The sequence below is a fragment of the Rhodococcus sp. NPDC060176 genome (assembly GCF_042728675.1).
In the GTDB taxonomy this organism is placed as follows: Bacteria; Actinomycetota; Actinomycetes; order Mycobacteriales; family Mycobacteriaceae; genus Rhodococcus_F.
In genome coordinates this window covers 120,193-134,707 of the sequence record NZ_JBHWYS010000008.1, presented here as the reverse complement: position 1 = coordinate 134,707, position 14,515 = coordinate 120,193, and the positions used below count along the sequence as shown (strand labels likewise).

Below are 14,515 nucleotides of genomic sequence, written 5' to 3'. Positions count from 1 at the left end.
TTAGCGGCAGGTCAAATCGCATTCTCGGCCCGATCGTTACAGTTGCCGAATAATTGGCCTGAGATTGCCTTTGTGCCCTAAGGTGGCTCGTATGGCAGTGTCCAACCGAGTCCGCTTCGGGCAAATAGTGCGCGCACGGCGCGAGGAACTCGGCTTGACCCAGGACGACGTCGCGGCAGCCGGCGGGCCAGCTGACACCACGCAAACGCGGGTCGAAAACGCAGACGGGGACGAGCCTCGCCTGAGTACGCGAAACAAATTCGACAAGCCCCTCAGATGGACTCCAGGAAGTGCGGCACGCGTTTGGACTGGTGGCGATCCGACACCGCTGGAATCGTCATCGCCGCGATCACGCCATGCCCACCCCGAATCCACGCCCCGGCGCCAGTCAGCCCCGCTCGTTCTTGGACCTACCGAAGTACCAGTCTCTCTCGAGCAACTCACAAAACTCCTGGACATCAACACCACACTTCACGCTGCTCTTGATGCCAGCCCGGACAATGCGCTCCTCATTCAAGGCGTGGCGGACATCAAGAAGTTCGTTTCCGCACTCACCGGTACGTGGGTAACGGAGATCCTCGAGCGGAATGCAGGCGAGGGCAACGACATTCCATTGATCATTCAGTTCGCCTTCAGCAAACACTTGGAAGTCCCAGTCGACCCGGCAGATCCGGAAGCCGAGGAAAAGCTGTACCGCCGATGGCTGATCGGAAAGACCGAAGCTGTTTCGGGAGAGATGGAAACCGGATTCCGCCGACGACTCAAGGAAAAACTGACAGCCCTCGGCTAGCACTCTCCCGCCCGACCGCCTATAAGCATCTGGGCGTATTCGCGGTGCGCCAAGACAGAATCACGATTACTCGCACGGGCTTGGACGCACGCTGTCTCCGCCACACGCCGTCATCGGACGCAGCCGAAGTGGACCATCATCCGATCGTCGCACGCTTCGCGCCAACTGACCTTTCGGCGAAATCTAGCCGCGACGCACGCTCAAATCCTGGCCGCCGCCCCCTAAGGGCCTATCCAGGTGATGCGAACCACCCACGCCGGAAATCTGCTGCTCAAACGATGCCGTGGACGGAGACAAGCCCTCGAAGCCCCCAATAAGCCACGGACAGGCCAATCTGAAACTACTCATAGGGCACGGTTTGCGTTACACTCCTTCTCGTACGACTTCCGGACATAGCCCGGAACACCCATGACGTGGGATGCGAACCCAGACGTCACAGGTAGGCCCCCCGCCGTTGGCGGGGGGCCTACCTATTTCCCGAATTCCCTCTCCTGCCCTCCAACCCGTCGACGGCTACGCCTGGCGCAACGCCTGAACTGCCGCCTCGCCAAGAAAACTTCCTATCCGGGCAGGATTTTGCAGGACTCTCTCTGTCACCTTCGAAGGCAAGGCGATTAACTGCCGATCGTCACTGCTTAGCCACAACACGTGGACTCCTCGGTCGACGAGACGTTCAACCTCGGCGACGACTTCATCGGAGTTGGGCAGATCACCGTCGGTCACGATTGCAAGCACGCGAGCGCCGCTCTGGCCGCCTAAAGCAAGCTCCCGCTCCAGAACGCGCAATGCCGCCGGCAATCCTGACGAGCCGCCGCAGATCGTGGGTACGGGAACGGACGCGTTGTTAGCTCGTACCGGCAACAGAGATGCCTGATGGTTCCATGTCACCGTCGCTGTTCGGCCTTGAAGGTCGGTGACCGCGCGGGCCAACATCCACGCGGCGACTGCAGTTGGTTGCGCATACTCCTCCATCGATCCTGAAATATCTAGCGCCACACCAACCTTGAGGATCGGATTGCGGACCGTCCGCCGTCGTGTCGAGCTCCAGGGTGCAGCCGTCGGAGTCACTCGCGTATGAATCTGCGCCTGCCGGCGCACGAGTTGCGAGGTTCGCAGGTTGCCAGGAGGGGCGGTAGCCGACACCCTCACAACGTCTACGTCACGCATGGACGCAGATGAGAGTTGAGTCGCCAAGATCTTCGCTTGCCGATGCTCGTCTGCCATAGGTCGTCGGAGTTCATGGCGGTGCTCAACCTCGCGAGCCTGGCGGTAATCTGCCACGACTTGCGCCTCACGGGCGCGCGCTGACTCCTTCTGTGCGATCGCACGAGGCGTTGGATCGACAGTGCCGGCAGCTAAGCGAAGTTCAGTGGCGGCTTTGGCTGCGATCGCAGCAAGAGCTCCTCCAATGGCGCTGTCGACGTCGAGTCCTTCGCGGGCACAGCAGCCGGCGTCGCCCGTGTCATCGAATTCGGTTGCACTGTCGTCTATCCGGCTTTCGAACAGTGATGAGATGATCTGCGCTGCTCTCGCCAGGGTCGCGATGTCGCCGTCCGACGCCGCGACCACGTTGTCGGTCTGTTCGCAGATGACAGAAATTTGTTCGGCGCTCAACCAGTCTTTGGTCAGGGCATCCAAGTCGGGGAGGTCCTCGAGATCGAGCACACCTGCCATGGCCCGCCCACCGATCAGCACAAGCATTCGGGCTGCTTCAAGGCGATTCGTCGGCTCGGCACGACCCAACAGGTGCGCGACCGATGCTTGCAACCAGCGTCGCGAATCGGGCCGGCACGCAACGACTCGGCCTTCCATACGCGGTTCCTCCAGCAGTGCAGCCCACTCTGCGGCACTGCCAGCCAATCCGGGGCGCCGCACTGAGTGTGTGGCGTGCCCGATCTCGTGTGCAAGGACCCCGGCGAGAACTGGAAAACGTGCGCGGTCGCGGGCGTCCTGTAGATCTATCCGGTCAGGTTCGGGGTGCCCAGGAAGCGTTCTGGTCGCGTCGATTGTGACGGTGGCCTCGCGGTGGTTGAACAGACCGGCGGGGGTCGATCCCGAGGTCTGTGGAGAAATTTTGACGAGCACATCACGGCGATGGGTGAGGGTTTCCGTCCACTCGCATAACCGGGCGCTCAGACGTCGCCAGTCTGGATGTGTCGGTTCTTGCCAGGGCACTTCGCGCGTGGCTGTATCCATCGGTTTGTCTCCTGCGACGTTGGGCTGGGCTATTCGAGTGTGTCCAGCACTTCGCGCCGTGTTGCAGAAGTCGAATCAGTAACCCCAAGTTCGAAAGCGCACATCCGAACAAATCGAGCAATAGTCCTCTTCGCGGCGGTGCGTCCATCGATCGCCCGACGAATAGCCAACGAACCAATCCGTGCCTCGTTCCCAGAGCACCATCCGCCCGTCACCACCACAGCTCGCACATGTGAACGTGACGCCGAGAAGTGCACAGTCCTCCTGCCCATGACCAGCAGAAAGATCCTCGTTCATGCCCGTCACTCCCCCTCTGGTCCATTAGCCCACCAATACGCACACCGACTGGCTGCGCCGGGGCGGTAGACGGTAACTGTTGCGTATGGGTTCACCAGGACGAGCATCTGCACGATCGGACCGACAACGAATGCTTGCGGGAGCCACCATGGACCACGATTGCAGAGCAAGGCACGAATACGTCACCGGACAAGGTCACTCACTACAACTGATGTGATCTGACTCTCAAGTAAGTAGTGCTGGTTGCTACTTGTTTGCGCGATATCGTTGACTGGATGTCCAGAACCCGACAATCCGGGTTACATGTTGCGCAATGCGCGGCGTGGTGCAGCCACGACGAGGAGTCCACGATGAAGAAAGCACTCGCGGCGTTGGTGCTCACTGCGACAGTGCTCCTTCCCGCCGTGGCAGGCTGCAGCAGCAACGAAAGCGTGTCCTCCGCTATCTCGGAGTCGGACACACAGAGTTACCGAGGTACCGAATTCGTCAGCGAACCAAAAGAAGTCGGGCCACCGAAATGGTCTGTCGTCAAACCTGACGGCTGGACGCCGGGAGGGATGACTCTCCCCGGTATCGACGACATTCTCACCCTCCAGACGCCGGAGACGGCTACCGCGCTCGGATCGATGGACTTCGCTGGATTCTCTGCGAAGAACGCGCCCGACCCCGGTCTCAGCGCTGCCGATTTTCTGCAGATGGAAGTCGATGCCATGACCGCACCGGCCTCGGGCGCCGAGAGAACAACGCGGCCCACCACAGTAGGTGGATACGAGGCCATGGTCATCGAGTCCCGCCAGGAACTGTTCGAAGGCGTCTGGAGCCGCTCGAAGTCGACAGGCGTAGTAGTCCCTCGCACCGACGGTAAGGGATTGGCGATCGTCGTCTTGACCACCTCGACATCGGACGAGGTCGACCAGCAACTGATCGACGACGTCGAACAGCTTCACGACACCATCAAGATTCTCTGAAAGGACGGCGACCATGTTCGATTTGATCGGTGAGCTGAAATTCCCGGACACCACCGCTTTCACTGACGAGCAGCTCGACTTGGTGACCCGCAGCGCCGAAGCGGGCGACGTCGGCGCCATGGTCACGGTGGCTGGGGTCATGTGTGCGCGTGACGATTTCGGTGGCGGCGCAGTGTGGTTCACCCGCGCAGCGGAGGCCGGTAGCTCCATCTCCATGTTCTGGATGGGACTCATCTCGATGCGAGCAGATGACTTCGTCGCCGCGAGAACGTGGTTCGAGGCAGCGAACAATGCCGGAGATACGCGCGCTCACGACATGATCCTTCGACTTCCGATGATGATGGTCAGCGACGACCCCGACGCAACCCGCACCGCGGCACAGGCAGGTGATCCGGACGCGATGTACAAGCACGGCCGCGATCTGAGTGTCGACGGACATCGCGATGAAAGTTTCGACTGGGTGCGTAAAGCGGCCGAGGCGGGTCAGGTCGACGCGATGACCGAAGTCGGTGCGCAGCTTCTCGATACCGACCAACGCGCCGGGCTCGCGTGGTTGGAGAAGGCTGCCAGCGCCGGTCACATCCGGGCGGCGAACCTTTTGGGCGGTCATTTCATCAAGGCGCGTGTGCACGGCCGGGCGCGGGTGTGGTTGGAGAAGTCAGCCGCGGCGGGTAGCGGTGAAGCGATGTACCTGCTGTCGGCGTCGTATCTGGCAAGTGGGGACACGGAGAAGGGTCGGCGTTGGATGACGGCGTCGGCTGATGCCGGGTATGCGCGGGCTGAGCAGTTGCTGAAGGAGAAGGGCTACCCCCGCCCCTGACTGGGCTAGCCACCATCGACGAAACATCCTTCACGGGTACTGAATTGAAAGGACCGACAGGCATGGCGGACGAGAAGGCGCCGATCGACTACACCGTACTCCCTGCGGACGTCTCGCCGACGGACGAATCGCGGGGTGCACGCTACAGCGCGGTCGATTTCGATGTCCCCCATCATTTTTTCCCCACCACAGCGCGGCAAGACCGGATTTCGATGAGCGCGCGTACCGGAATTGCAGGGCAATTCGAGTTGCCGCGATGACCACGTTCTTCGCCGTGGCGGCTGGCGCCGCGGCCGTGACGGCGATGGTCGTCTCGACGCCGCCGGTGATGCACCGTCGCCACGCCGGATCGATCTACTGGTCTTCGTGGGTAGCGGCGATCGTTTTCCTGTGGCTCGCTGATACGCAGCAGTCGATCCTTGCCTACCTGGTGTTGGGTGGTCTCCTCGCGGTATGGATGGCGTGGCTGTGGACTCCTTTCCTGACGAAGAAGCACCCCAACGGATTCGACTACGTCTACATGCTGTGGCTGACACGAATCATCGACCGGAACAAGCGGCCCGTGAACCGATACGACAAACCTGGCTACACGCCCACCGACCACCGCATTCGGGACCGATGAAGGAGCCGTGCCATGACTGATCCGTACAAAGATCTCCCAGAGGCTCTGTACGCGCAGTGGGAGCGGCGATGGGGTTTCATCGCATTTCTCGGCGTGATGATCATGAGCGTCATGGCCGGCGTCGGGGCGATCGTGATGTACGAGGCCACCTCCACCGCCCCGTACGCACTCGGTATCACCGGTGCGCTGTGCGGCATCCTCGCCGGTGTATCCATGTTGACCGTGGCGGCGCTGCGCCCGAGAGCGGCAGACGTATCCGGCGCGGTCGGCGGCGGCGGAACGTTCACTCTCACGGCAGCGAGGCAGTGGGCGGCGGCGAGCTGGCTGTGGTTGGCGATGCTCGGCCTCGGATTGCTGTTCCTCGGCATAGGCCTGAACTACGCCAGCCGCGCCGACACTGGTACCGGCCGAACCGATCTGGTGATCGGTTCCTTCAACACCAACTGGTGGATGGTGATGAGCGCGTGCTCCCTCGCGGTGAGCCCCGTCATCTCGCTGCGGTACCTCGGCGCGTTCCGCATGTCGATCGATGACGACGGGATGCAGATGGAACTCGGCCACGCCTATCGCGGCTACCTCCGCTGGAGTGACGTACAGACGGTGCAACGAGCTGCACGCGGACAGTACGCGATCGACATCATTGTCAAACCCGATGCCCGCGTGGAGAACACCTCACCCGGTTCGCCGCTCTTTCGCCTCGGGCCGGGAATCATCACCGACGACTCACCCTTCCAGACCGGCTACGTGCACCTCGAGTGCGGCGGATGGACAGGTACCGAGAGCACCCTGATCGAAGAGATTGTTCATCACGCGCGCGCCGCCGACACAGAAGCGTGCACGCATGACAACCCCTGAGCCCCAACCGTGCCGTCCGATGTGGGAGCCGCAGTGGCCGCAGAACGTGTACTGGCGTGCTGTCGGGTTCGCCCTGATCTTCACGGCGTGCACCCCGGTGATGTTTGCGCTTGCGGTCGCGGTGTCCTTGTCGCGGACGGACTCGACTGGCGCGTTGGCTGTCAGCTATTTCGGTCTTGTCGTGGTGATGGCGATGGGGTCGGCGCAGTTCTGGCGGTTGGCGGGACTCCGTTTCCTTGCGCGGCGTCCGCACCTCGGGGTGCACGTCGACGGCGCCGGGACGGTGAGCATCGTCAAACCCCGAGTGCTCATTGTTCCGGCAGTCATCGGACTGTCAGGGTGTTTCGTGTGCTGCGCGGCGCTTGCCTGGGCGTGGTGGATGGGCTGGCCCTCGGCGTCCATTCCGGAGGACGATGGCCGGAAGGAGGCAGCCTGGGCCGGCTCCTTCGCGGCGTTCGCGCTGGTGGGGTTGATCCTCGTCGCGATAACGAAAGTGACGGTCACAGTGCACTTCACCGCGGAGGGCATCGTTGCGGAGGAACGCCGCGCTGCCCTGTTCTGGGACCGCCGATCGGTGTTGCGGGCGCGGTGGAACGAAATCGAGGCCATCCTCCCGGACACTATCGTCACACGGCACAACATCTTCACATCACGATTGCCGGTCGTCGACTTTCGGGTCGGGGACGGCGCGCAAGTGCAGGGACCGGCGTGGGCGTACAGCAGAATGCGGAATTATCGACTTGCGTTGCACAAACTGGCGGTGGAGCCGAATGTGTTCCTCGCGGTGCTTCGTCAGTTGCACGAGAACCCGGAGTGTCGCCAGCACCTGGCTGATCCCGCATTTCGTGAAATGTTCATCATCCCGCCGTTGCACCACCGATGGCGCCTACTCGACAACGCATCCTGAAACGCCCTGCACTGCAAAGCATTAGAGGACCCCGACCAACCCTGAGGTGAACAATGAGCAAGTCAGAAACGGCGCGAGAGCGGCAAGTGAAGGTCAGTGCGGACAGCGCAACTACCCGGGAGCTGACATGACGAGGAATCCTCTCCGAGAGGCGGAAGAGAACAACCCCCACGGCGTGGGATCGTTGACCGATACCGAGGTCTCCGCGTTCAGCGCGACCGTCGACTACATGCGCTTGGTCATTCCTGCCGCGTTCGGGTTAGAGTGGAACGATCCGGTGTTCTCCGGCGACGGATACGTCGTGACGGAACTTCCGCGCAGTAGCGGTGGTTACTTCGGCGGCTATCGCGGGGTGCGAAAAACGGCGGACGGGTACGACGTCATGTCGGGGGATGAACGGCGCTACGAAGGCGCGTCGGTGACCTTCAGTCGGCTCGAAGACGCGGTGAAAGGTTATGCGGCAGAGGTGATCGGATCGTTTCGGATGCACCGCAGTGGCCGCTACCTGGGGTATGTGGCGTGGATGTGGAATGGCACGACCGGACCTGGTGTGGTTGCCCAACCGCTGAATCGGTCGAATACCCAATTTCGCTATTCCCTCGAAGATGATCCGAGTATCTGGCTCGAAGGCAGAACGACGGCAGCGACACTTTCACACGGGCTGGGCATGTCGATGTCGGCGTTCATTGCCGCCGTCATCGCCCACCCCAAGGTGACCGGCAAGGACGCCACGGCCTGGCCGAAACCGGTACAACCCTGATCTGGGCACCACTGCCTAACCATCCCGAAGCCGGAGTCGTTCGCCATGTACCTGCGAACCGGCGGGATGCGCCGGACTCAGAAATCAGGTGAACGGTGGTCAAACGAGTTCCCAATCGTCCCTGAGATCGTCTGGGAGCGTGGGTACTTGCTCCAGTGATGAGATGAGGGTGCAGTGGTGGTGATTGCCCACTCCGACGGCGCCGGCCGAGAGTATGAGCTCTTCGAAGACCTGGTCGATTCTGTCGCCGGTTGGTTGGTTGAAGTACAGCACCTCGCATTCGTCGATGCCGGTGAGTTCTGATCGTGCTTCGGGGTCGTTGGACGAATGGGCGAGAATCGTAGCGGTGTCGCTGTCGCTGCCTTGTTGGTAGCTGTATCTGGACAGGACCGACATCACGGCCTCTCTGTCCATCGGCACCGGGACCTTGTTTTCGCCGAACCGCAGGATGATCATGATTGCTCCCATGTGAGATCACTGTATGCGTGTGAAGTCCACACAGTCCACGACCAAGAATGACGAGAGACCGGAACCAAAACAGATGCCGCATCGGTTCACGATGCGGCACCTCGCTTCTGCCTCTCCTGTCTCAGCCAGACGACTTGTCAGCGGTCTCCTGGCGCCGTGATCGTCAGAACCGGCTCCCCACAGTCCCCCGGACCGATCTCGATCCCGAGGACGACCCGTTCCGCATCCGCCGCGCCGGGTGCGTTCGGAACGACATACAACGAGAAGTCCTGGCGCCCGGTCAGGTTCTGCCGAGCAGCTGCCCGAAGGATGTGCCCGGCCATGGTCAGGACGTCCCAGAGTCGACCTGTCTCGTCCTGTAGCGCACCATTCTCGTCATTCCATGCCACCGCCAGCCCCCACGCGTGTGACGCGATCGCTGTGGGCAACAGAATTCCTTGCTGACCGGCAAGCGCTGTGACATCTCGAAGAGTCCCGTCCGTCAGCGCATCTGCGCGACTGTAGGAATGGATGGTCTCTTCGAACGGTGAAAATACTTCGGTCATCGTTGTCTCCTGGTGCATCTCGAGTGGGTTGGTCTCGAAACCAATCTACGAACCTCGAACCCGCGTGTTTCAACAGTCCCTCTTGAGTTGAAATGGGTTATCTCCCAACATGTTCAGCTTAGGTCGAACCAGGTCGTTCTTGTGGGCTGACGTCCATCAAGGTCGGGTGCTCTTCACGCAGCTAGCCCTGAGTCGCTGAGCGAATCCACCGGTCCCGCTACTCTCGGCTGAAACTGCATAGCTTCACCGCTGCGGTGCCAGAGCAACTCGCTGCCCGCGCCGAAAGACGCGCTCGATCAGCCCATCGTCGAAGTACTCCTTCTCCTTCGAGGACCACAGCCATCGCTCCACTGCGGCATTCTCGTTCAATGTTCGCTGACTGACGGCGAGGTGATCTGCCGAATGGGGACTCCGAGATCCGGGGCCCGGTGACGCACTTGGAGGCCTATCCGCACATTCACCGCCACGCCGGCATCGGAGGTCGTCAGCACCTAGTCGGTGTATAACTTCGAACCTGGAGATCACGGGTCCCTGTCGACGTAGCTCCGTCGAAACCTCTGCATTCCATAACATCTCACCCCTTGTCGGCCCGCGTTTCGGTGATTGACGGCGAAGATTCGACTAGGCGATGTTTCCACACCACACTCGCAGATGATGGACAGCGCCTCGCACGCAACCCTTCCATGCGAACGGATCGTTTTCCGTTGCGGCAGAAGGGCTTCACGTTGAAACACCCTCTCCCGCGGACTCGTACGGTGATGACACTTCGAGCGAACGCCGCTACCCGTCCCGATCAGGAGAACTGACATGAGCACGACCGTCGCAGGATTCGCTGTGCAGGATCCAAGCAGCCCGGATTCAAAGGTCTACGCAGCATTTGCGTATCGCGACGGCACCACTTACCGGTTTGCGACCACATCCGGCGGTGAAGGTGCGTGGGTGTCCCGAAACATGCGCAGCCAGCAAAACAAGACTCTGAGCTCGGCTGATGAACTAGCTGACGTCATGGCGAAGACATGGATCAGCAAGCGCGGCCGCGGATACCAGCAGCTCCTCGCTGGCCCTGTGACATTCGAGGTTCCAAGTACCCTCGGGGAGATCGATCCCGCTCATCTGGTCAGCGCGATCAGCAATGAGATGCCCGTGCTTTCCGCAACAGATGCCACCGTCTCACGAACCGTCCTTCACGCTTTCTCCTCAATTACGACGGCGCAGTCAGCTGCGACCGCACCTCCGTCTGCGGCGCGCACCCATCTCGATGTCGATGCCTCCGAACGCGACGGCATCACCTTGCCCAACGGGAAAGTGATGTATCCCAGACAGGTCGCGGGCCATACCGACGTCGCGATGCTGCGACATCTGCGCAGCACCGATTTGTACGTTCGATTGCACGGTCCTGCCGGCGGCGGCAAGTCGACAGTTCCCTACGGGGCATTCGGCGACGAGCTCATTGTGATGCACGGCCACGGCGACACTACTGTTGCGCACTTCGTCGGCCAGCACGTGCCGTTATCCGACGGCGGATTCGAGTTTCGAGACGGCCCCCTCACCCGAGCGATGAAGGAAGGGAAACCGTTCTTCCTCGACGAGGCATCCCGGGTCCCGTCGGAGACCATTTCCGTACTGATGTCGGTAGCCGACGGCCGTGGCACGCTAAATATCGACGATCTGCCGGGATCAGCGCCGATAGTCGCAGCTGACGGATTCTGGATGATCATCGGGTACAACGAATTCGGCCAGGGTGTGCGACCTCTCGACGACGCGATCAAAAGGCGCTTTCCCATCGCAATCGAAGTCACCGCTGACTTCACAGCGGCGGAATCGTCGGGGGTCGACCCCCGGGTGATCAAAGTTGCCCGAAATCTGCACACGCAGAATGCAGAGGACCAGGCTGACGGTGGCCTCGGCACGTGGGTTCCGCAGATCGCAGACCTCCTCGTGGCCCAGCGCGTTCTCGACGCCGGACTCGGTGTGGAAGTTGCATTGGCGACCTTGGTGTCGGCGTGCACGATCCCTGACAGCATCGAAGACGTTCGGGAGGCAATAGAAGCGGTGTTCGGTTTCGAGGCGCAGGCACTCGTCCTCGGTGGCCGCGCATGAGTGCCCCGATCGCCGGTGTGCCGACTACGTTGCCGCTCCCCTTGTGGCGTGGCGGCGGGACCATGCACGACGCTTCGGCACCAGGCGCCGACCTGACTTCCTACCGCCTGCTCGGGGTGGTACTCGCTTCGGATGTCGACGAGGACGCGCTGACCTACCTCGAGCAGGTCGTCGGGTACGCGTGGCCGGCGAACATGACAGGAGTGCCACGGATCGGTGAGGGCAGAGTGTCCGTCCATGGCACGGTGGTGGTGTTCGACGCTGATGTGCGCCTGCGGCAAAGCCGCACCCGTTGCCGAGAGGAAGCGACGAAGGCACTGACCGAGCAGATTCGCCAGTACTACAGAGAGGGATCGCTCCTACGTCGGGACGGAACCCGTCTCGTCGACCGTCCCACGGAAATTGACCTACCTGAGGTCGTCGGATTCATGATCGGGTGATCTCGCGGTGGCAAAGCGCGTCGCTCACCCGGCCTCCGGACCGCACTCTTCGATTTCTGTCCGTAGACCCTTTGCAGCAGTACGAATTCTGCCCCCCGCCACCGTGCGCGATCCGCAGACTCTCCGACAGCGGGTGGTTCTACCTATGCCCCCGGGGCGCCGGTGCCATGTGCGGACACAAGTGAAAGGACGCCGCTAGCTATCGTTTACGGGCTTGGAGCATGATCGTGCGAGCCCAATGCTGTGCGGCGGCAACGTCCTCGGAACGTAGGCCGAGTTGGTCGTCGATGTGCAGGGTGACAGTCGGCACGCCGGCCGCGGTCCGGTCAGCTGACCACTGGTGACTGGCCGCATTGTGCTCGTCGTCAAACCACCACACCGGCCGGTCTCCGACTCCTGCGATAACCGAGGACAGCTTGAACATTCCTTGGTCCGCGTCGTTCAGCAACGGCAGGTATGGCCAGTCCGGAACACCGAGTTCCCTGCTGTACACAATTGCTTCGTCCTCCCAGCCGGTGCACCACCACACATCCGCGCACTCGGATAGAGATGTCAATGCGTCCGCAAGGGGCACCGACACCCAACCCTTGTTCCATCCGCAGGAGACACGGCTCCAGGGGGCCCACCTGTCGTCCCGGTCGTGGGACGCGCACATTGGGGAGCAAACGCCGTCGATGTCGAGGAGAATCAGAGGGCGATCAGTCATAACTTTGCCTGTCTTCGTTGGAGTATCAGCGAGTGATCGAGCGGCGCTTACCATTTCGAATGACTTTGCTAGAAATTGTGTTTCGAAATTCGAATGGTGCTGCTGGCTTTTGTCTGTGGCTCCGCTGCCACCGTTGATCGGCGTCTTCGCCCACGGCATTTTCCTGCCGCCGGACAGCGTTGCGATGGAGCCGTGTGGGCCCGGGTCCTTGGGAGGCCCGGGCCCACATTGGGTTAGAACCCGCTCACGTCTACCCGGTAGACGCCGCCGTCAGCGTTGATTGTCTCGAATCGGTCGGCGATCGCTCCCCGAAGGTTCGTCGTCAGGATCTCCACGTCGGGTGCGGAAGCGTCTACGTCGCCGAGGACGCTGACACCGGCGTCGTCGGTGACGTCGTCGAGTTCGTGGTGCGGTCCTTGTGACGACCAGTCCAGGTGCAGGTATCGGGCGGTAGGGACGTGCTTGCGTAACTGCGATGCGATAAGCGTCATGCTGAGCGTTTCGATCAGGACGTCATTCTGGTCCTTCTCAGCGATGGCTGCGTTGAGTTGGGCTTCGAGGTCGGCGATGGTTGCAGCTGGTGTGGTCATGAGGTCCTCCGTGGTTGGTCGGTGATCCGATATCTCCGATGACGTTACGAAGCGCCGGTGGCGTATGTTGCAGTGCTTCAACACGACCGGATGCGAATAGCGTTGCCGAAACAAAGATCCCCACGCCGCCGCAGTCTCGGCATGGGGATCGTCGGGCTTGAATGGTGTTAACCGCAGCTGCCGCCGCCGTCCCCACTGCCGCCACCGTCCGAAGATCCGCCGCTTCCGCAGTCAGAAGACCCGCCATTGCTGTCGAAGCCGACGTACCCCGGGTATGTACCGCCATCCCCGTAATTCGTGCTGCGCCCTCGGTATCCGCCGCTCTTGCTGACTACGCCGCGCCCGAAGCCGCGGTTAAGACCTTGATTTCTGCGTTCGTGGGATCGCACGGCGTCGAATGCGAGATAGGAGCCGCAGGCAAGGGCTATGACCAGAAACAGAACTACGATTGTCATGGGCATTCTCCCCAGCATTCTCAGAGTCACCGGTGTTGGCGTCGTCGTCAGTATGCGGGCGCGCTTCTCCACCTCACACCAAGACATTTCGCAAACCATCAGGCCACGCAGTCAGGTGATCGATTCGACGTCTTCGGGGGGAAGGTCGAGTATTCCGCTGGCCTGGGAAGACAATCAGCAATGGGGTGCCGGACAGCCACTGATCCTCGCCCTCGCGACCACCGTCCCAGCACAATCGCCAAATCCTTTTCGGCACTGCAACACCAAGGGGTGCGCCCCGGAATTGTCGACATGCATCAGGACCGGGAACGACGAAGCCCCGGGCGATATGGAGGAGTGCAGATGGGATCGGTTGGGATCGCGGTTTCGCGTGACGAGAAGACTCGCGATGTGGTGCTGGCGCATGTCAGTGACGGTCTTGGGGTGAGATACGAGCTGGTCGACCACGCATTTGTCGCTACCGGCCGTGGCCGTCATGGGAACTGGTCGGGCGTGATGTACGCGCTGGTGCGTGATCGGAGCACGGGCGAGCTGCTGATGGACCTCTATCTGCACCTGCGCGCTCGGGAGACACAGTTCCGTTCCAGCGAAGTGGTCATCAAGGCGGTCAGCGAGACGAGCGGACCTGTCGAGCATTGTGGAGTGCCGATGCGGATGCTCAACGCCCTCTCCGATCCTGCTAACGACTGGGCTGCGCAGTGGCGCCGGAACGCCGAAAAGTGGCATGAGCGCCGCAAAGCCGCTCATGCCGCGGTCGGAAAGACCGTTCGTCTGCCCTACTCGCTCAGTTACCGGGAAGTGAGCACTGATTTGTTCACCGTGGTGTCGATGAACCGGTTCGCTTCAAACGATCCTGGACTGGTCGGTCTGACGCTCCGCGCGCCAGCTCGGTGGTGGGAAGCGGGCCTTGAGGTCCTCACACATGACGAGGCAGCGACGACTTAGCCGCGGCCGTGCACGGAGACCTGCCTCACGGCGCCCGTGCACTCCAACACT

18 protein-coding genes are annotated in these 14,515 nt (G+C 61.6%); 11 read left to right on the top strand and 7 right to left on the bottom strand.

The window, feature by feature from the left end:
* Positions 1 to 91: 91 nt before the first annotated feature.
* The gene (locus ACFWEM_RS28120) at positions 92 to 790 is read left to right on the top strand and encodes an XRE family transcriptional regulator (protein ID WP_378539049.1); all 699 of its coding nucleotides are present in this window, start codon (positions 92 to 94) and stop codon (positions 788 to 790) included.
* 513 nt (positions 791 to 1,303) lie between these two features.
* On the opposite strand, the gene ACFWEM_RS28115 is transcribed toward ACFWEM_RS28120, so the two are convergent.
* On the bottom strand, positions 1,304 to 2,986 hold the full coding sequence (locus ACFWEM_RS28115) for a hypothetical protein (protein ID WP_378539048.1): 1,683 nt from the start codon (positions 2,984 to 2,986) through the stop codon (positions 1,304 to 1,306).
* Positions 2,987 to 3,633: 647 nt separating this feature from the next.
* On the opposite strand from ACFWEM_RS28115, the gene ACFWEM_RS28110 reads away from it, so the two are divergent.
* The 7 genes from ACFWEM_RS28110 (at position 3,634) to ACFWEM_RS28080 (ending at position 8,215) form a co-directional block, all read left to right on the top strand.
* Complete coding sequence (locus tag ACFWEM_RS28110) at positions 3,634 to 4,251, top strand: hypothetical protein (protein ID WP_378539047.1); 618 nt, start codon at positions 3,634 to 3,636, stop codon at positions 4,249 to 4,251.
* 13 nt (positions 4,252 to 4,264) lie between these two features.
* Positions 4,265 to 5,071, top strand: coding sequence for a tetratricopeptide repeat protein (locus tag ACFWEM_RS28105; RefSeq protein ID WP_378539046.1), 807 nt, complete (start codon positions 4,265 to 4,267; stop codon positions 5,069 to 5,071).
* Positions 5,072 to 5,133: 62 nt separating this feature from the next.
* Positions 5,134 to 5,331 (top strand): hypothetical protein, encoded by a 198-nt coding sequence (locus ACFWEM_RS28100; protein WP_378539045.1) that lies wholly within the window; start codon positions 5,134 to 5,136, stop codon positions 5,329 to 5,331.
* Positions 5,328 to 5,693: a hypothetical protein gene (locus ACFWEM_RS28095; protein ID WP_378539044.1), complete on the top strand. Its 366-nt coding sequence runs from the start codon at positions 5,328 to 5,330 to the stop codon at positions 5,691 to 5,693. The genes ACFWEM_RS28100 and ACFWEM_RS28095 overlap by 4 nt, the downstream gene beginning before the upstream one ends.
* A 12-nt stretch (positions 5,694 to 5,705) precedes the next feature.
* Complete coding sequence (locus tag ACFWEM_RS28090) at positions 5,706 to 6,548, top strand: hypothetical protein (RefSeq protein WP_378539043.1); 843 nt, start codon at positions 5,706 to 5,708, stop codon at positions 6,546 to 6,548.
* A complete protein-coding gene (locus ACFWEM_RS28085; protein WP_378539042.1) occupies positions 6,535 to 7,455 on the top strand; it encodes a hypothetical protein in 921 nt (306 codons plus the stop codon). The genes ACFWEM_RS28090 and ACFWEM_RS28085 overlap by 14 nt, the downstream gene beginning before the upstream one ends.
* Before the next feature lie 127 nt (positions 7,456 to 7,582).
* Entirely contained in the window at positions 7,583 to 8,215 is a 633-nt protein-coding gene (locus ACFWEM_RS28080; protein WP_378539041.1) for a hypothetical protein, read from the top strand.
* A gap of 99 nt (positions 8,216 to 8,314) precedes the next feature.
* Here ACFWEM_RS28080 and ACFWEM_RS28075 read toward each other — a convergent pair whose 3' ends face one another.
* The 3 genes from ACFWEM_RS28075 to ACFWEM_RS28065 all read right to left on the bottom strand — a co-directional run bounded on the left by ACFWEM_RS28075 (position 8,315) and on the right by ACFWEM_RS28065 (position 9,597).
* Positions 8,315 to 8,683 (bottom strand): hypothetical protein, encoded by a 369-nt coding sequence (locus ACFWEM_RS28075; RefSeq protein WP_378539040.1) that lies wholly within the window; start codon positions 8,681 to 8,683, stop codon positions 8,315 to 8,317.
* 137 nt (positions 8,684 to 8,820) lie between these two features.
* Positions 8,821 to 9,228: a DUF6573 family protein gene (locus ACFWEM_RS28070; RefSeq protein ID WP_378539039.1), complete on the bottom strand. Its 408-nt coding sequence runs from the start codon at positions 9,226 to 9,228 to the stop codon at positions 8,821 to 8,823.
* A gap of 243 nt (positions 9,229 to 9,471) precedes the next feature.
* Complete coding sequence (locus tag ACFWEM_RS28065; protein WP_378539038.1) at positions 9,472 to 9,597, bottom strand: hypothetical protein; 126 nt, start codon at positions 9,595 to 9,597, stop codon at positions 9,472 to 9,474.
* 438 nt (positions 9,598 to 10,035) lie between these two features.
* On the opposite strand from ACFWEM_RS28065, the gene ACFWEM_RS28060 reads away from it, so the two are divergent.
* Complete coding sequence (locus ACFWEM_RS28060) at positions 10,036 to 11,328, top strand: AAA family ATPase (RefSeq protein ID WP_378539037.1); 1,293 nt, start codon at positions 10,036 to 10,038, stop codon at positions 11,326 to 11,328.
* A complete protein-coding gene (locus tag ACFWEM_RS28055; protein ID WP_378539036.1) occupies positions 11,325 to 11,768 on the top strand; it encodes a hypothetical protein in 444 nt (147 codons plus the stop codon). Before ACFWEM_RS28060 ends, ACFWEM_RS28055 begins: the two co-directional genes overlap by 4 nt.
* Positions 11,769 to 11,967: 199 nt before the next feature.
* Here the strand turns inward: ACFWEM_RS28055 and ACFWEM_RS28050 are convergent, their stop codons facing one another.
* The 3 genes from ACFWEM_RS28050 to ACFWEM_RS28040 form a co-directional block, all read right to left on the bottom strand.
* Complete coding sequence (locus tag ACFWEM_RS28050) at positions 11,968 to 12,474, bottom strand: hypothetical protein (RefSeq protein ID WP_378539035.1); 507 nt, start codon at positions 12,472 to 12,474, stop codon at positions 11,968 to 11,970.
* Between the two features lie 233 nt (positions 12,475 to 12,707).
* Entirely contained in the window at positions 12,708 to 13,064 is a 357-nt protein-coding gene (locus tag ACFWEM_RS28045; protein WP_378539034.1) for a hypothetical protein, read from the bottom strand.
* Positions 13,065 to 13,231: 167 nt separating this feature from the next.
* Positions 13,232 to 13,519 (bottom strand): hypothetical protein, encoded by a 288-nt coding sequence (locus ACFWEM_RS28040; protein WP_378539033.1) that lies wholly within the window; start codon positions 13,517 to 13,519, stop codon positions 13,232 to 13,234.
* A 342-nt stretch (positions 13,520 to 13,861) separates the two neighbouring features.
* Between ACFWEM_RS28040 and ACFWEM_RS28035 the strand changes: the two genes are divergently transcribed.
* The gene (locus tag ACFWEM_RS28035; protein WP_378539032.1) at positions 13,862 to 14,464 is read left to right on the top strand and encodes a hypothetical protein; all 603 of its coding nucleotides are present in this window, start codon (positions 13,862 to 13,864) and stop codon (positions 14,462 to 14,464) included.
* The last annotated feature ends 51 nt before the right edge of the window (positions 14,465 to 14,515 follow it).